19 protein-coding genes are annotated in these 26,422 nt (G+C 60.1%); 9 read left to right on the top strand and 10 right to left on the bottom strand.

The genetic code is table 11. The features are described 5' to 3' along the window. Positions 1-50: 50 nt before the first annotated feature. The 4 genes from cmk to ansB all read right to left on the bottom strand — a co-directional run bounded on the left by cmk (position 51) and on the right by ansB (position 4,833). Positions 51-740, bottom strand: coding sequence for a (d)CMP kinase (gene cmk / locus ACJ8PE_RS15580; RefSeq protein WP_004928270.1), 690 nt, complete (start codon positions 738-740; stop codon positions 51-53). Positions 741-998: 258 nt separating this feature from the next. Then, a complete protein-coding gene (gene aroA, locus ACJ8PE_RS15585; protein ID WP_197761422.1) occupies positions 999-2,285 on the bottom strand; it encodes a 3-phosphoshikimate 1-carboxyvinyltransferase in 1,287 nt (428 codons plus the stop codon). Positions 2,286-2,398: 113 nt separating this feature from the next. Continuing rightward, positions 2,399-3,484, bottom strand: a complete 1,086-nt coding sequence (gene serC / locus ACJ8PE_RS15590) for a 3-phosphoserine/phosphohydroxythreonine transaminase (protein WP_028127991.1) — start codon at positions 3,482-3,484, stop codon at positions 2,399-2,401. A gap of 302 nt (positions 3,485-3,786) precedes the next feature. Beyond that, entirely contained in the window at positions 3,787-4,833 is a 1,047-nt protein-coding gene (gene ansB, locus ACJ8PE_RS15595; protein ID WP_197761420.1) for an L-asparaginase 2, read from the bottom strand. A 148-nt stretch (positions 4,834-4,981) separates the two neighbouring features. Between ansB and ycaO the strand changes: the two genes are divergently transcribed. The 4 genes from ycaO to pflA all read left to right on the top strand — a co-directional run bounded on the left by ycaO (position 4,982) and on the right by pflA (position 11,425). Then, on the top strand, positions 4,982-6,745 hold the full coding sequence (gene ycaO / locus ACJ8PE_RS15600) for a 30S ribosomal protein S12 methylthiotransferase accessory factor YcaO (protein WP_197761418.1): 1,764 nt from the start codon (positions 4,982-4,984) through the stop codon (positions 6,743-6,745). Positions 6,746-7,205: 460 nt separating this feature from the next. Beyond that, positions 7,206-8,066 (top strand): formate transporter FocA, encoded by an 861-nt coding sequence (focA, locus tag ACJ8PE_RS15605; protein WP_019454548.1) that lies wholly within the window; start codon positions 7,206-7,208, stop codon positions 8,064-8,066. Positions 8,067-8,120: 54 nt separating this feature from the next. Continuing rightward, the gene (gene pflB, locus ACJ8PE_RS15610) at positions 8,121-10,403 is read left to right on the top strand and encodes a formate C-acetyltransferase (RefSeq protein ID WP_004928286.1); all 2,283 of its coding nucleotides are present in this window, start codon (positions 8,121-8,123) and stop codon (positions 10,401-10,403) included. 281 nt (positions 10,404-10,684) lie between these two features. Continuing rightward, on the top strand, positions 10,685-11,425 hold the full coding sequence (gene pflA, locus ACJ8PE_RS15615) for a pyruvate formate lyase 1-activating protein (RefSeq protein WP_031299859.1): 741 nt from the start codon (positions 10,685-10,687) through the stop codon (positions 11,423-11,425). 49 nt (positions 11,426-11,474) lie between these two features. Here the strand turns inward: pflA and ACJ8PE_RS15620 are convergent, their stop codons facing one another. Next, positions 11,475-12,626, bottom strand: a complete 1,152-nt coding sequence (locus tag ACJ8PE_RS15620) for an MFS transporter (protein ID WP_033642558.1) — start codon at positions 12,624-12,626, stop codon at positions 11,475-11,477. A 163-nt stretch (positions 12,627-12,789) separates the two neighbouring features. On the opposite strand from ACJ8PE_RS15620, the gene ACJ8PE_RS15625 reads away from it, so the two are divergent. Beyond that, positions 12,790-13,155, top strand: coding sequence for a DUF1801 domain-containing protein (locus tag ACJ8PE_RS15625; protein WP_197761416.1), 366 nt, complete (start codon positions 12,790-12,792; stop codon positions 13,153-13,155). A 53-nt stretch (positions 13,156-13,208) separates the two neighbouring features. Here the strand turns inward: ACJ8PE_RS15625 and serS are convergent, their stop codons facing one another. The 5 genes from serS to lrp all read right to left on the bottom strand — a co-directional run bounded on the left by serS (position 13,209) and on the right by lrp (position 21,034). Beyond that, a complete protein-coding gene (gene serS, locus ACJ8PE_RS15630) occupies positions 13,209-14,501 on the bottom strand; it encodes a serine--tRNA ligase (RefSeq protein WP_033642556.1) in 1,293 nt (430 codons plus the stop codon). A gap of 109 nt (positions 14,502-14,610) precedes the next feature. Further along, on the bottom strand, positions 14,611-15,897 hold the full coding sequence (locus ACJ8PE_RS15635; protein WP_046897122.1) for a replication-associated recombination protein A: 1,287 nt from the start codon (positions 15,895-15,897) through the stop codon (positions 14,611-14,613). A 67-nt stretch (positions 15,898-15,964) separates the two neighbouring features. Further along, positions 15,965-16,576 (bottom strand): outer membrane lipoprotein chaperone LolA, encoded by a 612-nt coding sequence (gene lolA, locus ACJ8PE_RS15640; protein ID WP_019454555.1) that lies wholly within the window; start codon positions 16,574-16,576, stop codon positions 15,965-15,967. 198 nt (positions 16,577-16,774) lie between these two features. Beyond that, on the bottom strand, positions 16,775-20,419 hold the full coding sequence (locus tag ACJ8PE_RS15645) for a DNA translocase FtsK 4TM domain-containing protein (RefSeq protein WP_197793203.1): 3,645 nt from the start codon (positions 20,417-20,419) through the stop codon (positions 16,775-16,777). Positions 20,420-20,539: 120 nt separating this feature from the next. Then, the gene (gene lrp / locus ACJ8PE_RS15650; protein WP_004928318.1) at positions 20,540-21,034 is read right to left on the bottom strand and encodes a leucine-responsive transcriptional regulator Lrp; all 495 of its coding nucleotides are present in this window, start codon (positions 21,032-21,034) and stop codon (positions 20,540-20,542) included. A 55-nt stretch (positions 21,035-21,089) separates the two neighbouring features. On the opposite strand from lrp, the gene ACJ8PE_RS15655 reads away from it, so the two are divergent. The 4 genes from ACJ8PE_RS15655 (at position 21,090) to cydC (ending at position 26,409) form a co-directional block, all read left to right on the top strand. Then, entirely contained in the window at positions 21,090-21,506 is a 417-nt protein-coding gene (locus ACJ8PE_RS15655) for a hypothetical protein (RefSeq protein ID WP_127897162.1), read from the top strand. A 182-nt stretch (positions 21,507-21,688) separates the two neighbouring features. Continuing rightward, positions 21,689-22,660 (top strand): thioredoxin-disulfide reductase, encoded by a 972-nt coding sequence (trxB, locus tag ACJ8PE_RS15660; RefSeq protein WP_019454557.1) that lies wholly within the window; start codon positions 21,689-21,691, stop codon positions 22,658-22,660. Between the two features lie 240 nt (positions 22,661-22,900). After that, complete coding sequence (cydD, locus tag ACJ8PE_RS15665) at positions 22,901-24,667, top strand: heme ABC transporter permease/ATP-binding protein CydD (protein ID WP_197793202.1); 1,767 nt, start codon at positions 22,901-22,903, stop codon at positions 24,665-24,667. Positions 24,668-24,669: 2 nt separating this feature from the next. After that, complete coding sequence (cydC, locus tag ACJ8PE_RS15670; protein WP_197796448.1) at positions 24,670-26,409, top strand: heme ABC transporter ATP-binding protein/permease CydC; 1,740 nt, start codon at positions 24,670-24,672, stop codon at positions 26,407-26,409. Positions 26,410-26,422 lie beyond the last annotated feature (13 nt).

Genomic DNA, 26,422 nt, shown 5'->3' on the forward strand with positions numbered 1-26,422 from the left:
TGCGATACCGCTATGACAAATATGACAAAAAGCCAATAGCGCCGCCGCGCTTATTGCTGCGGCAACGCCAACACTTTCTGTGCATACGTCAACGCCTGCCGGATCACTTCTTCGATCGACATGCTGGTAGAATCCAGCACGAGGGCGTCAGAAGCGGGCACCAGAGGCGCGATAGGCCGATTACGGTCACGGTCGTCCCGTTCCTTTATCTCGGCTAAAAGACGTTCAAAGTTAACATTAAAGCCCTTTTCCTGCAACTGCAGCATGCGGCGGTGTGCGCGCTCCTCCGAGCTGGCGTCGAGGAAAATCTTGACCGGCGCGTCCGGGAACACCACCGTGCCCATGTCGCGGCCATCGGCAATCAGGCCGGGCGCCTCGCGAAACGCGCGCTGGCGGCGCAGCAGCGCCTCGCGCACACGCGGAAACGCCGCCGCTTGCGACGCGGTGTTGCCGACGGTTTCGGTGCGGATCTCATTGCTGACGTCCTCACCTTCCAAAATCACTTGCAGCTTGCCGTCCTGGGCAACGAAGCGAACATCGAGATGTGCGGCCAGCGGAACCAGCGCTTCCTCAGAAGTGATATCCACCTGATGATGCAACGCCGCCAGCGCCAGCACGCGATAGATCGCGCCGGAATCCAGCAAACGCCAACCAAGGGACTCGGCCAACGCTTTACACAGCGTGCCTTTGCCTGCGCCACTTGGTCCATCAACGGTTATCACCGGGGCTGTAGCCGTCATTTCTCTCTCCTTCAGGTAGAAAACCTCACAGAGACACGGCGCGCTTCGACTCGAAGCCCGGGCGCTCTGTCACCTGCCCAATCAGGGGCAAATACGGTGGCGTATTATACGCTGCCCTACGGCGATCTGTTACCCTGGAACTGTCCGGTTGTTGAAAATAAGCGCACAACCGCGAAAAAGTATAGAAGAAACGCCGGTCGCCGGGGGTTAAAAACGATAAAGGCCCGCAAAGGGGCCTTAAAATAAATGATCTGACGGTTACGCCGGCTGGCTGATGCGCGCCAGCTGTTCGAAATAGTCCGGGAAGGTTTTCGCGGTGCACTTCGGATCGAGGATCGTGACCGGGGTATCCGACAGCGCCACTAACGAGAAGCACATCGCCATGCGGTGATCGTTGTAGGTGCCGATCTCGGCGAACTGCAGTTTGGCCGGCGGCACGACGTGAATGTAGTCTTCGCCCTCGTCAACTTCCGCCCCCACTTTACGCAGCTCGGTGGCCATCGCCGCCAGACGGTCAGTTTCCTTCACCCGCCAGTTGTAGATATTGCGGATGGTGGTCGGCCCCTCGGCAAACAGCGCCGCGGTGGCGATGGTCATCGCCGCATCCGGAATGTGGTTCATGTCCATATCGATGCCGCGCAGTTCACCGCGGCTGCACTCGATGAAATCGTCACCCCAGGTGATGCGCGCGCCCATTTTCTCCAGCACGTCGGCAAACTTGGTGTCGCCCTGCACGCTTTTGCGGCCGATGCCGGTCACGCGCACGGTGCCACCTTTGATCGCCGCCGCCGCCAGGAAGTAGGACGCGGAAGAAGCGTCGCCTTCAACCAGATAGTCGCCCGGCGCGATATACGTCTGGCGCCCCTGAATGTGGAACACCCGATAATTGTCGTGGCTCACCGATACGCCGAAGGTGCGCATCAGGTGCAACGTGATATCAATGTACGGCTTGGAAACCAACTCGCCCTTGATGTGGATCTGCGTATCCCGCGGCGCCAGCGGCGCGGTCATCAGCAACGCGGTCAGGAACTGGCTGGAGACGCTGCCGTCAACGGTGACGTCGCCGCCCTGGAAACCGCCGCGCAGGCGAATCGGCGGGTAATCGGTCTGCTCGAGGTAATCAATCTGCGCCCCGCCCTGGCGCAACGCGTCCACCAGATGGCCGATCGGGCGTTCTTTCATGCGGGGTTCCCCGGTCAGCACCACATCACCTTCACCAAGGCACAGCGCCGCCGCCAGTGGGCGCATCGCGGTGCCGGCATTGCCGAGGAACAGTTCCAGCGGCTGGTCGGCCACCAGCGGCCCGGCCACGCCGGTCACTTCACACACGGTGCGGTCGGCGGAAAGCTGATAGTTCACGCCCAACGCCTGCAGCGCATTCAGCATATGACGCACATCGTCGCTGTCCAGCAGGTTGGTCAGCCGGGTCGTTCCCTCCGCCAGCGCCGCCAGCAGCAGAGCGCGGTTAGAAACGCTCTTCGAGCCGGGTAAGTTGACAGTGCCATTGACCAGGGCGACCGGTTGTAACGTCAGGGAATCCACCATGTGAACAAAACTCTCCAATTCTGATAAACGAAACGGCTCCGGAATAATGCCGGAGCCGCTTTAATGCAAAAGGACAACAGCTTGGTCAGCCCGCGCCCGGCGAGCTGACGGGATCAACCGTGACGACGCTCGAAGTCGGTCATAAAGTCGGTCAGCGCCTGTACGCCGGCCAGCGGCATGGCATTGTAAATAGAAGCGCGCATGCCGCCAACTACGCGGTGACCTTTCAGCGCCTGCAGGCCGATGGCCTCGGCTTCGCTGAGGAACACCTTATCCAGCGCTGCATCGGCCAGCTGGAACGGCACGTTCATCCACGAGCGGTTGGCGATGGCAACCTGGCTGCGGTAGAAGTCGGATTTATCGATGGTCGCGTACAGCAGCTCGGCCTTGGCCTGATTGCGTTTTTGCATCTCCACCAGGCCGCCCTGCTCTTTCAGCCATTTGAACACCAGCCCGGACAGGTACCAGGCGAAGGTCGGCGGGGTGTTGAACATCGAATCGTTCTCGGCCAACACGGTGTAATCGAGGATCGACGGCACTTCTTTACGCGCCTTGCCCAACAGATCGTCACGCACGATCACCAGCGTCAGACCGGCCGGGCCGATATTTTTCTGCGCGCCGGCGTAAATCACGCCGAAGCGGCTGACGTCGAGCGGGCGGGACAGAATGGTCGAGGAGTAATCGCCGATCACCACTTTGTCGCCGAAGTCCGGCGTTTCATCGATGGCTACGCCGTCGATGGTTTCATTTGGGCAATAGTGCACGTAAGCCGCGTCGTTGCTCAGCTGCCACTCTTTCATCGGCTTGATGCCGCTCAGGCCGTCGATGCGGGTTTTCACGTCGATGACGTTCGGGGTGCAATACTTTTCCGCTTCCTTGATGGCGCTGTGCGCCCAATAGCCGCCGTCGATGTAGTCGGCGGTGGCCTTGTCGCCCAGCAGGTTCAGCGGCAGCGCGGCGAATTGCGCGCGAGCGCCGCCGTGGCAAAACAGCACTTTATAGTTGGAGGGGACTTTCAGCAGATCGCGCAGATCCTGTTCCGCCTGCTCGGCAACGGCGATGAATTCTTTGCTGCGGTGACTGATCTCCATCACTGACGTTCCCAGGCCGTGCCAGTTGCACAGTTCCTGTTCCGCACGACGCAACACTTCCACCGGCAGCATCGCCGGGCCAGAGCTAAAATTATAAACCTGAGTCATTTCCCCTCACCACATTCACTGTTCGCCGCAGAAAAGCGACCTGTCGAAAAGACGCCCGAAGTTAACGCTCGCGTTAACCAACCCTTCGGTTTTATCACTCACGCCCCATGGCTGCAACGCTTATTCGCCCGCCGGCGGTAAACAGGCGCACCGGGTGATGACAGGCTCTGCGGCCGGCGCGTTTTTTTGGACGATAAAACCCTGCGACATGGGGAAATTCAGCGGGTTAACGCGGTGTTTTATGCTGTATTCAGCCGAGATGGCTGCGGGAGCCCGAGCGGCTCCCGCAGGAGAGAAAACGATCAGTACTGATTGAACATTTGCTGGATCTGCTTCGCGTCTTTGGTTTGCGTCAGCGCCAGCTGCAGCAGAATGCGCGCTTTTTGCGGATTCAGCGTGCCGGCGGCCACGAAACCGTATTTGGCGTCGTCCACTTCCGCATCCTCGGTGGTCGCGCCGGTCGGCACGCGCGAAGAACGCACCACCGCCACGCCGTTGTGCGCCGCCGTCGCCAGGGTGTCGAACACGGTTTTATACAGGTTGCCGTTGCCGACCCCGGCGCTGACGATGCCCTGGTACCCTTCGGCGATCAGCGCCTTGACCGGCGCATCGGAGGCGTTGGCGTAGTTGTAAATGATGCCGACCTTCGGCAGTTCGTTCAGCTTGCTGACGTCGAACGGCGTCTCCCGGGTATGCTTGCGCTGCGGCGAACGCTGATAATCGATCTTGCCGTTGTGGATGTATCCCAGCGGGCCGAAGTTCGGCGACTGGAAGGTTTGCACGGCGGTGGTGCTGGTTTTAGTGACATCTCGTGCGTCCAGCACGCTGTCGTTCATCGCCACCAGCACCCCGCGGTTGGCCGATTGCGGATCCGCCGCCGTCACCACCGCGTTATACAGATTGAACGGGCCGTCGGCGCTCATCGCCGTCGCCGGCCGCATCGCCCCGACCAGCACTACCGGTTTGTCGCACTTCACCGTCAGATCGAGGAAATAGGCCGTCTCTTCCAGCGTATCGGTGCCGTGGGTGATGACGAAGCCGTCGGTTTTGCCGCAGTCGGCGTCAATTTTCTTCGCCAACGTCAGCCAGACCTGATCGTTCATGTCCTGCGAGCCGATGTTAACCACCTGCTCCCCCTGCACGTTGGCGATGTTCTTCAGCGCCGGCACCGCATCGACCAGCGCCTCGACGCCCAGTTTGCCCGCGGTATAGTTGGATTTCGTCGCCGAATCGCCGCCGCCGGCGATGGTGCCGCCGGTCGCCAGCAGGGTGATGTTGGGCAGCGCCAGCGCCGAGGCGCTGACGCCGGTCAACAAAAGGGTTAACACGCTGAGTTTCACTGATTTCATTAGATTTCTCCGTGACAGATAACTCGCTGAATTATGGCCTTTATCCTTAAAAAAACTGTGACTTTGCCGCCGCTTTAGGAATACGTGGAGCTCCAGCGTAAAACCCCGTATCATTGCGCGTTTTTAGTACGCGCAAAAAGTGAAGACAATGACGCAAACTTTTATCCCCGGTAAAGACGCCGCCCTGGAAGATTCCATCGCCCGTTTCCAGCAGAAACTGAGCGATCTCGGTTTCAACATCGAAGAAGCCTCCTGGCTGAACCCGGTGCCGCACGTATGGTCGGTGCACATTCGCGATCGCGATTGTCCGCTGTGCTTCACCAACGGCAAAGGCGCCAGCAAAAAAGCCGCGTTGGCCTCTGCGCTGGGTGAATATTTCGAGCGCCTGTCCACCAACTACTTCTTCGCCGATTTCTATCTGGGCAAGCAGATCGCCGAAGGCGACTTCGTGCACTACCCGAATGAGAAATGGTTCTCGATCCCGGCGGACGATGCGCTGCCGGCCGGCATCCTCGACGAGCGTCTGCACGCCTTCTACGATCCGCAACAAGAGCTGAGCGCCAGCGATCTTGTCGATCTGCAGTCCGGCAATGCCGATCGCGGCATCTGCGCGCTGCCGTTCACCCGTCAGTCCGATCAGCAAACGGTGTACATTCCGATGAACATCATCGGCAACCTGTATGTTTCCAACGGCATGTCCGCCGGCAACACCGCCAACGAAGCGCGCGTGCAGGGCCTGTCGGAAGTGTTCGAGCGCTATGTGAAAAACCGCATTATCGCCGAATCCATCAGCCTGCCGGCGATCCCGGACGAGGTGCTGAACCGCTACCCGGGCGTGGTGGAAGCCATCGCCAAGCTGGAAGAGGAAGGTTTCCCAATCCTCTCCTACGACGCCTCGCTGGGCGGCAACTACCCGGTGATCTGCGTGGTGCTGTTCAACCCGACCAACGGCACCTGCTTCGCCTCGTTCGGCGCGCACCCGGACTTCGGCGTGGCGCTGGAGCGTACGGTGACCGAACTGCTGCAGGGCCGCAGCCTGAAAGATCTCGACGTGTTCACCGCGCCGACCTTCGATGACGAAGAAGTGGCGGAACACACCAACCTGGAAACGCACTTCATCGACTCCAGCGGCCTGATCTCGTGGGATCTGTTCAAGCAGGACGCGGACTATCCGTTCGTTGACTGGAACTTCAGCGGCAGCACGCAGGAAGAGTTCGCCACCATGATGAGCATCTTCGACAAAGAAGACGCGGAAGTGTACATCGCCGACTACGAACACCTGGGCGTCTACGCTTGCCGCATCATCGTGCCGGGCATGTCCGATATCTACCCGGCGGAAGACCTGCTGCTGGCCAACAACAGCATGGGCGCGCACCTGCGCGATACGCTGCTGGCGTTGCCGGGCAGCGAGTGGGAGCCGGAAGAATACCTGGCGCTGATCGAGCAGTTGGACGACGAAGGGCTGGACGATTTCACCCGCGTACGCGAACTGCTGGGCATTGCCAGCGGCAAAGACAACGCCTGGTATACCCTGCGCGTGGGCGAGCTGAAGTCGATGCTGGCGCTGGCGGGCGGCGATCTGGATCAGGCGCTGATTTGGACCGAGTGGACGCAGGACTTCAACGCCTCGGTGCTGAGCCCGGCGCGCAGCAACTACTACCGTTGCCTGCAAACGCTGTTGCTGCTGGCGCAGGAGCCTGAGCGCGAAGCGGCGCAATACTATACCGCGTTCGTGAAAATGTACGGCCAGGAAGCGGTGGACGCGGCCTCGGCCGCCATCAGCGGTGAAGAACGCTTCAACGGGCTGTTCGCCGTGGATGCCGATCTGAAGGCGTTGCCGGCCCATCAGGCGCTGCTGGCGGCCTACGAGAAGCTGCAGGCGGCCAAGCGCCGTCACTGGGCCAAGGCCTAATCGCCATTGGGGGTACCGCCACTTTTGGGGTACCCTCCCCGGTCAAACGCCGCACTCCGCTGCGGCGTTTTCATTTTGCGGTTTATTTCAACGCATTCTGTTTTATTTTCCCGCAGGAAAATAGGCGGTTAAACGAGCATAAGAATAAATAAACCGGCGATTGTTGCCGGACGGTGAAATAATAATTAACCGATAATTAAACTTTCAGCGACGAACGGCGACAAAACGCCTAAAAATTTAACTTTGACACCCTCGGCACACCGGGTGGATTCAAAAAAAATTGCAAACATTAAAAAATTGTTTTTTGTTTAAATTCAATAAATTAACCATAAAAACCACACATAAAACATGCCATTTTGGCGCTCTACTTCCCCGCCTTATGATCCAAATCAAATTTTCCCCTATACTGCTTTGCTAGTATCTCATTGCGTTGTTTTAACCCTTAAGAGCGAGAGTTAGTTTGAAAACTGACAGCCCATTCGATCTGATTTTACCTGCGGCAACGGCGAAAATCGCTGAAGATGCCGGCGTGTATAAAGCCACCAAACATCCGCTGAAAACGTTTTATTTGGCGATCACCGCCGGTGTCTTCATTTCCATCGCCTTCGTTTTCTACATCACGGCGACCACCGGCACCGCCGGCGTGCCTTTCGGGCTGGCTAAACTGGTCGGCGGCATCTGTTTCTCTCTCGGGTTAATGCTGGTGGTGGTGTCGGGCGCCGACCTGTTCACCTCTACCGTGCTTATCGTCATCGCCAAGGCCAGCGGCCGCATCAGCTGGGGCCAACTGGGCGCCAACTGGCTGAACGTTTATCTCGGCAACCTGGTCGGTGCGCTGTTCTTCGTGGCGCTGATCTGGTTCTCCGGCGAGTATATGGTCGCCAACGGCCAGTGGGGCCTGAATGTTCTGCAAACCGCAGACCACAAGCTGCATCACACCTTTATCGAAGCCGTCTGCCTCGGCATTCTGGCTAACCTGATGGTCTGCCTGGCGGTCTGGATGAGCTACTCCGGCCGTACCCTGACCGACAAGATGCTCGCCATGGTGCTGCCGGTCGGTATGTTTGTCGCCAGCGGCTTCGAACACAGCATCGCCAACATGTTTATGATCCCTATGGGCATCGTGGTCAAACACTTCGCCACGCCGGAATTCTGGCAAGCCGTAGGGGCGGTACCTGAGCAATTCGCTCATCTGACAGTAAGCAACTTCATCATCGACAACCTGATTCCGGTCACCATTGGTAACATCATCGGCGGCGGTCTGCTGGTTGGGTTGACTTACTGGGTAATTTATCTGCGCGGGGGCCGCGAACAGCACTAAGCTGTGAGTTACCGCGCGCAGAGTTAGAAATCCACAATCAAAGGTAGGTGTACAATGACCGAACTTAACGAGAAATTAGCCAACGCTTGGGAAGGTTTCAGCAAGGGTGACTGGCAGAATGAAGTCAACGTTCGTGACTTCATCCAGAAAAACTACACGCCTTATGAAGGTGACGAATCCTTCCTGGCTGGCGCAACTCAAGCCACCACCACCTTGTGGGACAAGGTTATGGAAGGGATCAAACTGGAAAACCGCACTCATGCGCCGGTTGATTTCGACACCAACGTTGCTTCAACCATCGTTTCTCACGACGCGGGTTACATCGCCAAAGAGCTGGAAACCATCGTGGGTCTGCAGACCGACGCCCCTCTGAAACGCGCGCTGATCCCGTTCGGCGGCATCAAAATGGTCGAAGGTTCGTGCAAAGTGTACGGCCGCGAACTGGATCCGCAGCTGAAAAAAGTGTTCACCGAATACCGTAAAACCCACAACCAGGGCGTATTCGACGTTTACACCAAAGACATCCTGAACTGCCGTAAATCCGGCGTGCTGACCGGTCTGCCAGACGCTTACGGCCGTGGCCGCATCATCGGCGACTACCGCCGCGTGGCGCTGTACGGCATCGACTTCCTGATGGCCGACAAGCTGAACCAGTTCAAATCGCTGCAGGAAAAACTGGAAAACGGCGAAGACCTGGAAATGACCATCCAGCTGCGCGAAGAGATCGCTGAACAGCATCGCGCTCTGGCTCAGATCAAAGAGATGGCCGCCAAATACGGTTACGACATCTCCGGCCCGGCCACCAGCGCCCAAGAAGCGGTGCAGTGGACCTACTTCGGCTACCTGGCCGCGGTGAAATCCCAGAACGGCGCCGCCATGTCCTTCGGCCGCGTGTCCACCTTCCTCGACGTGTTCATCGAACGCGACATCAAAGCGGGCAAACTGACCGAAGAGCAAGCGCAGGAACTGATCGACCACCTGGTGATGAAACTGCGTATGGTGCGCTTCCTGCGTACCCCTGAGTACGATGAACTGTTCTCCGGCGACCCAATCTGGGCGACTGAATCCCTGGCCGGTATGGGCGTCGACGGCCGTACCCTGGTCACCAAAAACAGCTTCCGCTTCCTGAACACCCTGTACACCATGGGGCCGTCTCCGGAGCCGAACATGACCATCCTGTGGTCTGAGAAGCTGCCGCTGAACTTCAAGAAATTCGCGGCGAAAGTGTCCATCGACACCTCTTCCGTACAGTACGAAAACGACGACCTGATGCGTCCTGACTTCAACAACGATGACTACGCCATCGCCTGTTGCGTCAGCCCGATGATCGTCGGTAAGCAAATGCAGTTCTTCGGCGCCCGCGCCAACCTGGCGAAAACCATGCTGTACGCCATCAACGGCGGCGTTGACGAGAAACTGAAAATGCAGGTCGGCCCGAAAGAAGCGCCGATGATGGACGAAGTGCTGGACTATGACAAAGTCATGGCCCGCATGGACCACTTTATGGATTGGCTGGCCAAGCAGTACGTGACCGCACTGAACATCATTCACTACATGCACGACAAGTACAGCTACGAAGCTGCGCTGATGGCGCTGCATGACCGTGACGTTTATCGCACCATGGCTTGCGGCATCGCCGGTCTGTCCGTTGCGGCCGACTCCCTGTCCGCCATCAAGTACGCGAAAGTCACCACCATTCGCGACGAAGACGGCCTGGCTATCGACTTCAAAGTGGAAGGCGAGTATCCGCAGTTCGGTAACAACGACGCCCGCGTCGATGACATCGCCTGTGACCTGGTGGAACGTTTCATGAAGAAAATTCAGAAACTGCGCACCTACCGCAACGCGGTACCGACCCAGTCCGTACTGACCATCACCTCCAACGTGGTGTACGGCAAGAAAACCGGTAACACCCCGGATGGCCGCCGCGCAGGCGCACCGTTCGGTCCAGGTGCCAACCCGATGCACGGCCGTGACCAGAAAGGTGCAGTCGCCTCCCTGACCTCGGTAGCCAAACTGCCGTTTGCCTACGCGAAAGACGGGATCTCCTACACCTTCTCCATCGTGCCTAACGCGCTGGGTAAAGACGACGACGTGCGTAAAGCCAACCTGGCGGGCCTGATGGATGGTTACTTCCACCATGAAGCCTCTATCGAGGGCGGCCAGCATCTGAACGTCAACGTAATGAACCGCGAAATGCTGCTGGACGCGATGGAAAATCCTGAGAAATACCCTCAGCTGACCATCCGCGTCTCCGGTTACGCCGTGCGCTTCAACTCGCTGACCAAAGAGCAACAGCAGGACGTCATTACTCGTACCTTCACTCAAACGATGTAATAACGCCGACCGGGCGGGAAACCGCCCGGTGCCAACGTCAGGGCCGGTTCTGCCGGCCCTTTTCTCCCACCGCTCTCCCCTGACTCTGTACGAGTCTGTTTTGCCGGACATCTATACTGAAATGGATAGCCGGCAAAACAGTTATCCGGCAACTGACCGGCCGACAGGCATCATTACCCCCGGTGGCGGATCCCCCGCCGCTGCATCGCAGATACCTGGCCGGCGGCCACGCGCCTATTTTTAGACTGCGTTTGACAGTCCATATTGGAGAAAACCCCGCAATGTCAGTAACTGGTCGCATCCACTCCTTCGAATCCTGCGGCACCGTCGATGGGCCCGGGATCCGCTTTATCGTCTTCTTCCAGGGCTGCCTGATGCGCTGCCTCTATTGCCATAACCGCGACACCTGGGACACCCACGGCGGCAAAGAAGTGACCGTCGAAGAGCTGATGAAAGACGCGGTGGCCTACCGCCACTTCATGAACGCTTCCGGCGGCGGCGTGACCGCGTCCGGCGGCGAGGCGATCCTGCAGGCTGAATTCGTGCGCGACTGGTTCCGCGCCTGCCATGCCGAAGGCATCAACACCTGCCTGGACACCAATGGCTTCGTGCGCCGCTACGATCCGGTGATCGACGAATTGCTGGACACCACCGATCTGGTGATGCTGGATCTGAAACAGATGAACGACGAGATCCACCAGAATCTGGTCGGCGTCTCCAACCACCGCACGCTGGAATTCGCCCGCTATCTGGCGAAACGCAACCAGCGCACCTGGATCCGTTACGTGGTGGTGCCGGGCTGGTCAGACGACGATAAATCGGCACACCTGCTGGGCGAGTTCACCAAAGACATGACCAACATCGAGAAAATCGAGCTGCTGCCTTACCACGAGCTGGGCAAGCACAAATGGATAGCGATGGGGGAAGAGTACAAACTGGACGGCGTACATCCGCCGAAGGCCGAGACCATGGATCGCGTCAAAGGCATCCTGGAAAGCTACGGCCACAAAGTGATTTACTGACTGACACAGCGCCAAAGAAAAAACCGGCTCATGGCCGGTTTTTTTATGCTCAGGCGGCGGCGAACGGCGTGTGATGGCGATCCGGCTTCTGCTTTTTCAGCAGCATCAGCAGGTAAACCAGCGCCACGGCGGCTATCATCACGAACAGCACGCGGTCGGAATAGTTCTGCATCAGCAACGCCGTCATCGATGGGCCCAGCAAGCTGCCGATGGTGTAACTCATCAGCAGCGCCTGGTTCATCGCCACCAGTTCGTGCGGCATTGCCTTCTCACAGGCCCAGGACATCGCCACCGGATACAGGGTAAAGCCGGCGCAGCCGAGGATGAACAGTGAAGGCGCCATGGCGTAGTTGCCGAGCATCGCCACGCTGGCGAGGATCACCACAAACACCTGAATGCGCAGCACCAGCAGGCGCCCGTAACGATCGGCCAGGCGCCCGACAGGCCATTGGCCGACGATGCCGGAGCTGACCAACAGCGCCATCCAGTAGCCGACGTTAGCATCGCTCATGCCCTGATGAGAAAGATACAGCGGCATCAGGCCATACAGCGAACCGAGCACGATGCCGGAGATGATGCAGCCGTTGATGCCCAGGCGCGCGCTGCGGCGTCTCAACATTGTCCATACCGCCGCCTGCTGCGGCTCGTCTTCATGGCGGTTTACCCGCGCGAACAACATCGGCAGCATGGCGCTGATCACGATCGCGGTCACCCACGGCACCACGTGCAGCAATTCGGTCGAGGTCATGCTCAACAGTAACTGGCCGGTCACCGTACCGAGGTAATAGACAATCATATAGGCCGCCAGCAGCTGGCCACGGTTGCTCAAATTGCCGCTGCGCAAAAGCGCGCTCTCCACGATCACCCAGATCCAGGCACACCCGACGCCGGCGAAGAAGCGCCAGCCCAGCCAGCTCCAGAAATCGATCGACAGCACCATGCCGGCGGTCGCGGCGGCGAACAGCAAACAAGAGAGATGATAGCTGCGGGTGAAGCCGACGCGCTGGATCAGTTTGCCCGCTACCAACGTGCCCAACAGGTTGCCGCTGAAATAAGAGGAGCTGACCATACCCACTTGCCAGGTCGACAGCTGAGCATGGGTTAACCAAAGCGGCACTAACGTATTCAAAACGGCAATGGATACCGTGAGCAGCAAGAGGCCGCAGAGCAATAAGAGCACCGGGCGGGAGTAAGCGGACATAGTGAAATTGTGACCGAACGCGCAATGAGAGTGCGCGCATCATGCCACTGGCGATAAAAAAGTCAATCGCCTCTTATCATTCCAGCGCACGATTTGTTTCCGGCTAAGCGGCTGAAAAAGCGCTATGCTCAGCGCAGAGCGGATTTAACGACGGAGAAGCGAGATGAGTCAGGCAAATAATGCGGCGGTCGAGACCTTGCTGGCAGACATCGGCAGCACGCACGGCGAGCTGCTGGAGATCGTACAACAGGTGCGCCGGGTCGCTGCGGCGAGCGGCAGTGGCATCACCGAATCGGTCAAATACGGCGGCATCATGTTCTCGCATACTCAATTTTTCTGCGGCGTTTTCGCCTACCGCAATCACGTCACGGTGGAATTCGGCCAAGGGCACCGACTGGAAGATCGCTATCAGCAACTTGAAGGCAACGGCCAATATCGGCGGCACATCAAGCTCCACACGCCCGCCGAAGTGAAAAGCAAGCACCTGGCGGACTACATTAAACAAGCCTACGCGCTGGCGACAGACTGAATTTCCGACATAAAAAAAGCGCCCGCAGGCGCTTTTTTCAAATGCTTTGCCGTTTAACCGATGTATTCCAGGCCGCCCATATAAGGACGCAGCACTTCAGGCACCTGAATGCGACCGTCGGCCTGCTGGTAGTTTTCCAGCACCGCCACCAGCGTACGGCCAACCGCCAGGCCGGAGCCGTTCAGCGTGTGGACCAGACGCGGCTTCTTGTCGGCCTTGCTGCGGCAGCGAGCCTGCATGCGGCGCGCCTGGAAGTCCCACATGTTGGAGCAGGACGAGATCTCGCGGTAGGTGTTCTGCGCCGGCAGCCACACTTCCAGATCGTAGGTCTTGCAGGCGCCGAAGCCCATGTCGCCGGTGCACAGCAGCACCTTGCGGTAAGGCAGGTTCAGCAGCTGCAGCACTTTCTCCGCATGGCCGGTCAGCTCTTCCAGGGCATCCATCGAATCTTCCGGACGGACTATCTGCACCATTTCGACCTTGTCGAACTGGTGCATACGGATCAAACCGCGGGTGTCACGGCCGTAAGAACCGGCTTCCGCACGGAAGCATGGCGTGTGCGCGGTCATCTTCAGCGGCAGAGTTTCCTCTTCCACGATCTCGTCGCGCACCAGGTTGGTCAGTGGCACTTCCGCCGTTGGGATCAGCGCGTAGTTGCTGCTGTCAGCTTCTTCTTCCAGCGGGCGGGTATGGAACAGGTCTTCGCCGAACTTCGGCAGTTGGCCGGTGCCGTACAGCGTGGCGTGGTTGACCAGGTAAGGCACGTAGGCCTCCAGGTAGCCGTGCTGTTCGGTGTGCAGATCCAGCATGAACTGGGACAGCGCGCGGTGCATGCGGGCGATTTGCCCTTTCATCACCACGAAGCGCGAACCGGTCAGCTTAACCGCGGCGGCAAAATCCAGCCCGCCGGCCATTTCGCCCAGATCGACATGATCGCGCACCGCGAAGTCGTATTGGCGCGGTTCACCCCAGCGGGTGACTTCCAGGTTTTCGCTGTCGTCTTTACCGTCCGGCACGGCGTCGTCCGGCAGGTTAGGCAGCGTCAGGGCATAATCGCGGATCTCGCTCTGCAGCGCATCCAGTTCCGCCTTGGCGGCATCCAGCTTGTCACCCAGCTCGTTCACTTCGCGACGCAGCGGCTCGATGTCTTCCCCACGCGCTTTGGCCGCGCCGATGGATTTCGATCGGGAGTTGCGTTCCGCTTGCAGCGTTTCAGTTTCTACCTGCAGAACTTTGCGGCGTTCTTCCTGCGAACGCAGCAGATCCAGATCGAGTTTAAAGCCTCGGCGAGCCAGTTTGACGGCGACTGCGTCTAGCTCATTACGCAGCAGATTGGGATCGAGCATGCTAATCCTGTGCTTGTTGTTATTGAAAGAAGTGTTGTTGTTCTATGCGGCTGATTTATAGCCGCATAAAAGAAGAGTGATACCCGCTAACCTTACCGCAACGGCCACGCTAGCGGTAGCGTTTTGTCGGGCTATTTTGATCCTGCTCAGCCAGCCATGCCAACTTTTCGCCGATTTTCCCTTCCAGCCCGCGCGAGGTCGGTTGGTAGTAGCGCGTGTTGGCCATTTCGGGCGGGAAGTAGTTCTCGCCGGCGGCGTAGGCGTTGGGTTCGTCGTGAGCGTAACGGTATTCCGCCCCCAGCCCCATTTCCTTCATCAGCTTGGTCGGCGCGTTGCGCAAATGCTCCGGCACGTCATAATCGGCCTGCTCTTTGGCGTCGCGCATGGCGGCCTTGAACGCGGTGTAAACCGCGTTGCTTTTCGGCGCGCAGGCCAGGTAAACAATCGCCTGCGCAATGGCGCGCTCGCCCTCCGCCGGCCCCACGCGGGTGAAACAATCCCAGGCGGCGATCGCCACCTGCATGCCGCGCGGATCGGCGTTGCCCACGTCTTCAGAGGCAATCGCCAACAGACGGCGCGCCACATAGAGCGGATCGCCGCCGGCGGTAATGATGCGCGCATACCAGTACAGCGCGGCGTCCGGCGCCGAACCACGCACCGATTTATGCAGCGCGGAAATCAGGTCGTAATAACGGTCGCCCTTGTTGTCGAAGCGCGCGCTGCGCTCGCCCGACACCTCCTTCAGCAGCTCCGGCGTCAGCACCCGTACGCCTTTGGCGTCGAGCTCCGCCATGTCCGCCATCATTTCCAGGCTGTTCAGCGCCCGGCGCGCATCGCCCCCCACCAGCTCCGACAGCAGGCGGCGCGTTTCCGCCGGCAGCTCGACGTTCTGGCCGCCAAAACCGCGCGCCTTGTCGTTCATCGCCTGATCCAGCACCTGGCCGATGTCTTCGGCCGTCAGCGCCTTCAACAAATAGACGCGGGCGCGCGACAGCAGCGCCGAGTTCAGTTCGAACGAAGGGTTTTCGGTAGTGGCGCCGATAAAGGTGATGGTGCCGTCTTCAATGTGCGGCAGGAAGGCGTCCTGCTGACTTTTGTTGAAGCGGTGCACTTCATCGACGAACAGGATAGTGCGGCGGCCGGCGTCGCGGTTTTGCCGCGCCCGCTCGATCGCCTCGCGGATCTCCTTGATCCCTGAGGTCACGGCGGATATCCGTTCGACGTCCGCCTGACCATAACGGCCGATCAGCTCTGCCAGCGTCGTCTTCCCTGTGCCCGGCGGCCCCCATAAAATCATCGAGTGCAGCTGCCCGGCCTCGATGGCGCGCGGCAGCGGCTTGCCGGCGGCCAGCAGATGCTGCTGGCCGATATACTGCGCCAGCGTGGTCGGCCGCATACGCGCGGCCAACGGCTGGAACTCGTTCTGGGAAAAATCGAGCGACAGATTATTACTCACTTGCACCTCACTGGCGCTGGTCGTCCAGCGTCACCCCCTTCGGCGGGGTAAATTTGAATTTGGCCGGATCGGCGGCGACGTTCTGCTGGCTTTTCAGCGTGTAGGAACTGCGCTGGCCATCCTGCTCCACCGCAGCGAAGCTGCGGATGGTGCCGCTGTTGGTCACGCTGATGGCGAACTGCTTCAGGTTGCCGCTGGCGGATTTCGGCGTCAGCTCGAAATCATCGCCCTTTTGCTTCACGTTGTACTGCTTCCAGTCGCTGGCATTGTTGCGGGTGATCAGCATAAACGGCGTATTGCCGGTGGCGTTCTTCAGCCAGGTCGCCGTCACCTGCTCAACGAACGGGTTATAGAACCACAGGGTTTGGCCATCGGAGACCAGCACGCTCTCATCGGGTGACGTCATGTGCCAGTTGAAAAGGTTCGGCCGCTTCACCCATAGCTCGCCTTCACCCTGTTGCACCGCGGCGCCGTCGGCGCTGGTCACGGTTTGCGAGAAGCTGGCGTGGAAACTGTTCACCTTCGCCAGGCGACTTTGCAGATCCTGTGCGGCATCGGCCAGCACGGAGGTAGAAGCGAATCCCGAAAGCAGACAGCAGGCAACTAACAGTTTTTTCATTATTCCAGATACCTTATGAAATGCGTTAACCGCAAGGCGGCGCCGTGCGGGTCAAATCAACCCTTTACCCCGTTACTTTACCCGAAGCCGGCGAACGGCCGGTAGGCCAATGTTCCGAGAAGAAACGGGTTTACGCTTCTTTGCACAAGGGCCGCTTAAGCGGCCCTTTCTTATTGAGTTGCAATGGCTAAACGACCATCAATCGTGCCGCGGCGGCGCCAGCACCTCGCGGTTGCCGTTGTGCCCCTGCTCGCTGACGATGCCCTGCGCTTCCATCTGTTCGATGATGCGCGCGGCGCGGTTATAGCCGATGCGGAACTGGCGCTGTACGCCGGAGATGGAGGCGCGGCGTTTATCCACCACGAAATCCACCGCCTGATCAAACAGCGGATCCAGCTCTTCGTCACCGTCCATACCGCCGCCGGCACCGCCCTCGCCGTCTTCACCGCCGCTGAGAATGCCCTCTTTATATTGGGGCCGCTCGCGCGCTTTCCAATCCTTGACCACCGCGTGCACTTCCTGATCGCGCACGAATGCGCCATGTACGCGCACCGGGATCGAGGAGTTCGGCGCCAGATAAAGCATATCACCCATGCCCAGCAAGGACTCGGCCCCCCCCTGATCGAGGATGGTGCGGGAGTCTATCTTGCTCGACACGGTAAAGGCGATACGCGTCGGGATGTTGGCCTTGATCAGGCCGGTGATCACATCCACCGACGGACGCTGGGTCGCCAGCACCAGGTGGATGCCCGCCGCACGCGCTTTTTGCGCCAGACGGGCGATCAGCTCTTCGACCTTCTTGCCGACCGTCATGATCAGATCGGCGAATTCGTCGACCATCACCACGATGTACGGCTCTTTCTCCAACACCGGCGGCGTGATGTCCATGCTGTCGGTCGGTTTCCAGAACGGATCCGGGATCGGACGCCCCATCGCTTCGGCCTGATCGACGCGTTCGTTGTAGCCGGCCAGGTTACGCACGCCCAGAGCTGACATCAGCTTATAGCGGCGTTCCATTTCACCCACGCACCAGCGCAGCGCATTGGCGGCGTCTTTCATGTCGGTGACCACGTCGGTCAACAGGTGCGGAATGCCTTCGTAAACCGACAGTTCCAGCATTTTCGGGTCAATCATGATAAAGCGCACTTCTTTCGGCGTGGCCTTATACAGGATGCTCAGGATCATGGCGTTGACCCCGACCGATTTACCGGAGCCGGTGGTACCGGCGACCAGCAAGTGCGGCATTTTGCCCAGATCGGCCACCACCGGCTCGCCGGAGATGTCTTTACCCAATACGATGGACAGCGGCGACGGGTTGTCGCGGAAGGCCGGGCAATCCAGCACCTCGCGCAGGTATACCGTTTGCCGCTTGGCGTTCGGCAGCTCCAGACCGACATAAGGCTTACCGGGGATCACTTCCACCACGCGCACTGCCGAAGTCGACAGCGAGCGCGCCAGATCGCGCGACAGGTTGGAAATGCGCGCCGCTTTAACGCCCGGCGCCAGATCCAGCTCGAAGCGGGTGATGACCGGCCCCGGCAGGATGTCCACCACGTCGGCTTTCACGCGATAATCGGCCAGGCTGGCCTCCACCAGGCGTGCTTTCTGTTCCAGCGCGAAGGAATCGACCGGCTCCACTTCTTTCGGCGCTTCGGTCAGCAGATCCAGCGTCGGCAGAGGCGTGGTCGGTTTCTGCAGCGGCTGATCGTTGCGCATCAGGAACGGGTGAATCAAGCTGTCCATCGCCGGATGCTGCTCGGCCTGAGGTTGCTGAGGCTGCTGCACCTGCGGCTGCTGATGCTGATATTGCTGCTGCGACGGCTGCTGATACGGTTGCTGCTGCGGCTGTTGGTATTGTTGAGGCTGCGGGTGCGATTGCTGAGGTTGGGCAGCCGGCGCCGCAGGCTCAAACTGGCCGAACGGTACGTCGTCCTCTTGCTCGCTTTCCAGTTCAATGCGCTCTTCAAGCTGCGGCGACAGCGTGAACATCGGCTCGCTCGGGCCATCGTCCACCAGATCCGCCATCGGCGAGAAGCTGAAAGCATTGCGGGTATCGATCGGGCTGGCGGCCGGCGCCTGCGGAGCAGGCTCTTGCTGGCCATAACGCGCCTGCTGCTGCTCGGCGAATACCTGACGCAGCGCAGCCTCTTGCCGCGCAGCTTCGTCGTCCTGCTGGTCTTCGCCGTAACGCTGGCTCTGTTGCTCGGCGAACGCTTTGCTCAGCTCAGCCTCCTGCTGAGCCTGTTCATCATCCTGCTCCGGCGCGTAGCTTTCGCCGTAGCGCTGGCTTTGCTGCTCGGCGAACGCCTGGCGCAGCGCGGCTTCTTGCAGCGCCTCTTCTTCCTGCGGGTTCGCCGCCGTCAGCTGTTGAGGCTCCGCCTCTGTCTGGCGCTGTTCCTGTTCGGCCGCACGCTGCGAAGGCAGCTTGATGCCGTAGGAAGCCAGCTCGCGACGGGTCGGGATGCGCACCGGGTTCGGCCGCGGCAGCTCAGGGCCGATGCCCTGCTTAACCTGCGGATTGCCGTCGCTGGTCGCCGTGAAGGCCGGCATAAAGGTCGCCGCTGCAACGCCCGCAGCAGCGGCTGCCGCCGTATCCGGCTGCGGTTTGGCGCCGGTGGCGCTGAAACCGCTCGAACTGCCGATGTCAACGCTGTCACGCTGTGCGGCGGTAAAATCAAAGGGAGAACGCGCCGCCGGCTGCTGCGCGGCCGGCTCTTGCCAATTGCCAAGGCGCGGCTCATCGTCATCCTGATAAGGATCGACAGGACGCGTCGCCTTAGGCGCAGGCGTTTCTTCCGGGATCTCGAAGGAATACAGCGGCGGCGTAGCGTCTTGCGCCGGCGCACTTACCGGGTGCTGATTGACCGAGGCCGGCGCGGCCGGCGCCACCGTTACCGACGGCGCCTGAGCGGCGATCGGCGCAGCAACGGGCTCGTGGATCTCTGCCTTCACCGTCGGTGCAGGCGAAGCCGCCGGCGCGCTGGGTGCGGCTTCTGCTTCAAGCTCACCATCGTCGGCGCGCAGGCCGCTGAGCAACGGATCGGCGGCGTCTTCCGCCGCCGCTTTGGCGCTTTCGGTAACCGAAGGCGCGGAGAACAGCACGTCGTCATCGGCGGCCGCGGCTCCGGCGGCGGTCGCGGCAACCGCTGCGGCGGCACCCTTCCCTGCCTGCTCAGGCTCGTCGTCAACGTAACGCTCGTCATCTTCGAAATAGCGCTCTTCGCGGCGTGAGCGATTGGTCATCACCGTCGCAACGCCCAACACCGCCCCGCCGATCTTCTCGGCGATCACCAGCCAGGACCAGCCGGTAAACAGCGTCAACCCCGCCGCCCATACGCACAGCAGCGCCAGCGTAGCGCCGATGCCGTTGAACCACGGTAACATGGCGTTGCTCAGCAGGCTGCCGATCACGCCGCCGGAGGCGAAGTAATAGAGATCGTCAACGTTCAGCGCCGCCAACCCACAGGAGGTGAGCACTAACGCCAGGGTGCCGATCAGGCGCAGGGAAAGCGCGAAATAGTCGATGTAGTCTCTGTTGCTGCGTTGGCGATAAGCCGCCCAGCACAGGACCAGCATGATAGGCGGTATCGCGTAGGCGAGCACCCCGAAGGTGAAGAACAGCGTATCGGCCAACCAGGCCCCGACACCGCCGCCCAGATTGTGAATCGGCTCATGCCACGCGGTCTGCGACCAGCTTGGGTCAGACGGGTTGAAACTGACCAACGCAGCCATGAGGTAAACGGCAAAAATCGCTACCACGATAAGCACAGCTTCCAGCAAACGCCGGCCACTGCTGAGTCTTTTCAGGGTAACTTCTTTATCTTCTGTATATTCCTGGCTCAAGAAAGGCTCTCCAGGTTCCTGTTAGCTGACATAGCAACAGCGCCGAGAAACTGCCCCGGCGCCGAAACTGTATGAATAAACAGGAGTGTAACCAATTTAATCAGGTTTTGCACCTGCACCTTACCGTGTTTTGATAACCAGACGGTTACTCTGTTTCACTTCTTCCATCACTACGTAGGTACGGGTGTCGTTAACCCCCGGCAAACGCAGCAAGGTTTCGCCCAGCAATTTGCGGTAAGCCGACATGTCCGGTACGCGGGTTTTCAACAGGTAGTCGAAATCGCCGGAAACCAGATGACACTCCTGAATCTCTTCAAGCTTCTGCACTGCCGAGTTGAATTGCTCAAACACATCCGGCGCGCCGCGGTTCAACGTGATCTCCACGAAAACCAGCAGGGACGCATCCAGATAATGCGGGTTCAGCAATGCGGTATAGCCATGAATGAAACCCTGGCGCTCGAGACGGCGCACGCGTTCCAAACATGGTGTCGGGGATAACCCCACGCGCTTCGAAAGCTCGACGTTCGAAATACGCCCATCCTTCTGCAGCTCATTCAGGATGTTGCGGTCGATACGGTCAAGATCTTTACCCGGGCGTTTCTTGTTGTCTGCCATTATTATTGTCTCTCTTATTTTCTTCCGTGCACTTGCCACACCCTAGCCAACGTCAATGTGTAAGGGTTCGTTCCAAGCGAAGACCCGATGCCTGTCATGTGCTTCTTCACTACCATCATTCCACGCCGCGCAGCCTGTCTGTCCAACTCCGCGCAGCGCCGGCAACGATGTTTCGGTCGAGAAAAAATCAGCAAACGCTTGCGCGCCCTGCTCCGCACTCCCGCTGCGTATCGTTGCCTTGCGGCGCAAATACGTACGATTTGCTGGTGTTACGGGGATAATTTCTTCTTCCTATGATGTTTTCGCAAATGCGCAGCGGATTGTCAAAGTAAAAGAAGCAAAATCAGAACAACGTACCGTCATGAAAAGTCTGCATCCCATTTTTGATTATGAATCGCTGGCTGATAAACCCCGTTCGGGAGCGGCGGAAGCCGCAGAGTGCGCCGTTTTTGCACGGTTGGCGATTCGCTGACCGAATGCGGCTTTGATAAGTTAAATTTCTGCGTTCGACGACCGATTTACCGACAACGGATGCATTAATAGGCGACAACTATCATACAAATCGTTAACAACGTCGCCCGGCGCTTTTTTTACTGCGCCATTTTCCCTACAATCGGCTTCATTGTCCGCCATTGTGGAATAAAGAGGTTATTCATGGGCACGGCTAAACATAGCAAATTACTGATTCTGGGTTCCGGCCCGGCCGGTTACACCGCCGCCGTCTACGCGGCGCGCGCCAACCTGAACCCGGTGCTGATCACCGGTCTGGAACAAGGCGGCCAGCTGACCACCACCACCGAAGTGGAAAACTGGCCCGGCGACGCCGAAGGCCTGACCGGCCCGGCGTTGATGGAGCGCATGCGCGAGCACGCGGAGAAGTTCCAGACTGAAATCGTCTTCGACCACATCAACAGCGTCGATCTGCAGCAGCGTCCGTTCCGCCTGTTTGGCGACAGCGGTGAATACAGCTGCGACGCGCTGATCATCGCGACCGGTGCCTCCGCCCGCTATCTTGGCCTGCCTTCCGAAGACGCGTTCAAGGGCAAAGGCGTTTCCGCCTGTGCAACCTGCGACGGTTTCTTCTACCGCAACCAGAAAGTCGCGGTGGTCGGCGGCGGCAATACCGCCGTTGAAGAAGCGCTGTACCTGTCAAACATCGCCGCCGAGGTTCACCTGATCCACCGTCGCGACAGCTTCCGTTCGGAGAAAATCCTGATCGACCGGCTGATGGAAAAAGTGAAGAGCGGCAACATCGTGCTGCACACCGACCATACGCTGGACGAAGTGCTGGGCGATGAAATGGGCGTGACCGGCGTGCGTATCCGCAGCACCAAAGCGGAAAACGAAACCCGTGAGCTGGAACTGGCCGGCGTGTTCATCGCCATCGGCCACAGCCCGAACACCGGCATCTTCGGCGGTCAGCTGGAGCTGGAAAACGGCTACATCAAGGTGCAGTCCGGCATTCACGGCAATGCGACCCAAACCACTATCCCCGGCGTCTTCGCCGCGGGCGACGTGATGGATCACATCTACCGTCAGGCGATCACCTCCGCCGGCACCGGCTGCATGGCGGCGCTGGACGCAGAGCGTTATCTGGACGGCATCGCCGGCGCAGAAGTCTGCTAAGACGTTTTCATCATCGGCAAAAAGCGGCTCTCGAGCCGCTTTTTTTGTTTTTGGGTTCAGCAATCTCTCCCTCCCATCTGTTATAGCCATATTTGCCCTCTTTATTCTTTTCAGTCTGCCGAGTCACGAGGTAACATGAGGCCTCGCTTGTTTGTCGCCGATTGCGCCAAACACTATTATTTAACAGTACGTTAACCCAGCCCGTAACAAACGGGCGCCGGCGACGCAGACGCATATCTGATGAAAAAAACCAGACAGCAACAGTTAACCCGTTGGCTTAAAACCCAGAGTTCGTTAGCGCAGCGTTGGCTGCGCCTTTCCATGCTGTTGGGGCTGTTCAGCGGCCTGCTGATCGTGACGCAGGCGTGGCTGCTGGCCAGCCTGCTGCAAGCCCTGATCATCGAACACACCCCGCGTGAGCAACTGATCCCTTCGTTTATCTGGCTGGCCGCCGCGTTCGCGCTGCGGGCGCTGCTGAGCTGGCTGCGGGAACGGGTCGGTTTTCTGTGTGGGCAGGTGATCCGCCAGCGCATGCGCCGGCAGGTGCTGGATAAGCTGCAGCAGCTCGGGCCGGCCTGGATCCAGGGCAAACCGGCGGGCAGCTGGGCCAGCATCATCGTCGAGCAGATCGAGGATATGCAGGACTATTACTCGCGCTATCTGCCGCAGATGTATCTGGCGGTGTTTATCCCGCTGCTGATCTTGATCGCCGTCTTCCCGATCAACTGGGCGGCCGGTTTGATTCTGTTGGCGACCGCGCCGCTCATCCCGCTGTTTATGGCGCTGGTGGGCATGGGGGCCGCCGACGCCAACCGCCGCAACTTTGTGGCGCTGGCGCGATTGAGCGGTAACTTCCTCGACCGCCTGCGCGGCCTGGACACCCTGCGGCTATTCGACCGCGCGCAGGCCGAAACCGCGCAGATCGCCAAATCCTCCGAAGACTTCCGCAGCCGCACCATGGAAGTGCTGCGCATGGCCTTCCTCTCCTCCGGCGTGCTGGAGTTCTTCGCGTCGATCTCCATCGCCGTAGTGGCGGTGTATTTCGGCTTTTCTTACCTCGGCGAACTCAACTTCGGCAGCTATGGCCTCAGCGTAACGCTGTTTTCCGGTTTTCTGGTGCTGATTCTGGCGCCTGAGTTCTTCCAACCGCTGCGCGATCTCGGCACCTTCTATCATGCCAAGGCGCAGGCGGTCGGCGCGGCGGAAGCGCTGGAAACCTTCCTCAGCGCCGAAGGCGAGCAGATGGGCAACGGCACGCGGAAGTTGCCCGCCGATCAACCGCTGACGCTACAGGCGAACGAATTGGAAATTCTGTCGCCGAACGGCGTGCTGCTGGCCGGGCCGCTGAGTTTCACCCTGCAACCGCAGCAGCGCGTGGCGCTGGTCGGGCTGAGCGGCGCCGGCAAAAGTTCGCTGCTCAATCTGCTGCTCGGCTTCCTGCCCTACCGTGGATCGTTGACCGTCAACGGCATCGAACTGCGTGACCTGTCCGCAGAGAACTGGAGGCAGCAGCTGAGCTGGGTCGGGCAAAACCCGCACCTGCCGGCGCAAACCTTGCGCGCCAATATCCTGCTGGGCTGCCCGCAGGCCGACGAAGCGCAGCTGCAGCAGGCGGTGGAACACGCCTACGTCAGCGAGCTGTTGCCGTATCTGCCGCAGGGGCTCGACACCGAAGTGGGCGATAACGCCGCCCGCCTGTCGGTCGGTCAGGCGCAGCGCGTGGCGGTCGCCCGGGCGCTGATCGGCCCGCGCCGCTTGCTGCTGCTCGATGAACCGGCCGCCAGCCTCGATGCCCATAGCGAACAACGGGTGATGCAGGCGTTGAATGCCGCTTCGCATCAACAAACCACCCTGCTGGTGACGCATCAGTTGGAAGATACCGAAGACTACGATCAGATTTGGGTGATGGATAACGGGCGTATCGTGCAACAGGGCGATTACGCCACCCTCAGTGCCCAACCGGGCCTGTTCGCCACGCTGATCGCCCACCGCCGCGGGGAACTTTAATCATGCGCGTGTTGCTGCCGTTTTTGGCGTTGTATCGCCGCCATAGCCTGCTGATTAGCCTGGGCATCATTTTGGCGATCGTCACCCTGCTGGCCAGCATCGGCCTGCTGGCGCTCTCCGGCTGGTTCCTGGCCGCCTCTTCGCTGGCCGGATTGGCGGGCCTGCTAACCTTCAACTACATGCTGCCCGCCGCCGGCGTGCGCGGCGCGGCGATCTTCCGCACCGCCGGGCGCTACGCCGAGCGTGTGGTCAGCCACGACGCCACCTTCCGCGTGCTGTCGCACCTGCGGGTGTTCACCTTCAGCAAGATCCTGCCGCTGACGCCGGGCGGCATCGCCCGTTTCCGCCAGGCCGACCTGCTCAACCGCCTGGTAGCAGACGTGGACACGCTGGATCACCTTTATCTGCGGGTGATCTCGCCGCTGATCAGCGCGGCGGTGGTGATCCTGGTCGTCACTTACGGCCTGAGCTGGCTGGATCCTGCACTCGCCCTGACGCTGGGTGGCATTCTGCTGCTGCTGCTGCTGCTGGTGCCGCCGGTGTTCTATCGCGCCGGCAAACCGATCGGCGGCCAACTCACCGCGCTGCGCGGTCAATACCGCACCGACCTGACCGCCTGGCTGCAGGGGCAGGCGGAACTGGTGGTGTTCGGCGCCGTCAACGACTTCCGCCAGACACTGAACGCCACCGAACAGCGGTGGCAACGCCGCCAGTGGCAGCAGGCCTCGCTGAGCGGCAAGGCGCAGGCGCTGATGATCCTCGCCAGCGGGCTGACGGTGACGCTGCTGCTGTGGCTGACCGCCGCGGGCATCGGCGGCGATACCCAACCCGGCGCGTTGATCGCGCTGTTTGTCTTCGCCGCGCTGGCGTCGTTCGAAGCGCTGATGCCGGTGGCCGGCGCCTTCCAGCATCTCGGTCAGGTGATCGCCTCCGCCACGCGGGTCAAACAGATCATCGATCGCCAACCGGAAGTCACCTTCCCTGCCGCCGGCCCGGCCGCTGCCGACCGGGCGCAGCTCAGCCTGCAGCAGTTGAGTTTCACCTACCCCGATCAGCCGCAGCCGGTGCTGCGCGACGTCACGCTTGAGGTGGCGGCCGGCGAACACATCGCCTTGCTCGGCCGCACCGGCTGCGGCAAGTCCACCCTGCTGCAGCTGCTGACCCGCGCCTGGCGCACCGACGGCGGCAAAATTCTGCTCAACGGCGAACCGCTGGAGGATTATGATGAAACCACGCTGCGCCGAATGACCACGGTCGTCAGCCAGCGAGTGCATATCTTCAGCGATACGCTGCGGGAAAACCTGCGGCTGGCCGCACCGGATGCCGACGACGCTCGTTTGAGTGACGTCCTGCAGCAGGTGGGGCTCGGCAAATTGCTGGCTAGCGACGGCGGACTGAACGCCTGGCTCGGCGAAGGCGGCCGCCAACTGTCCGGCGGCGAACAGCGCCGTCTGGGCATCGCCCGTGCGCTGCTGCATCCGGCCCCGCTGCTGCTGCTTGACGAACCGACCGAAGGGCTGGACGCCGAAACCGAACAGCAGATCCTGGCGCTGCTGCGCCGGCATTGTCAGGGCAAGACGCTGATCCTGGTGACGCACCGCCTGTATGGCCTGGAACATCTCGACCGCATTTGCGTGATGGACGACGGCCGGATTGTCGAACAGGGCAATCACGCGGCCCTGATGCGCCAGCAGGGCCGCTATGCCCGCTTTCGCAACCGTATCAGCAACCTGGCGCCTTAATCGGCCCGTAGAG

Origin of the sequence: Serratia sp. CY74737 (assembly GCF_052166775.1) — a bacterium.
In the GTDB taxonomy this organism is placed as follows: domain Bacteria; phylum Pseudomonadota; class Gammaproteobacteria; order Enterobacterales; family Enterobacteriaceae; genus Serratia; species Serratia ureilytica.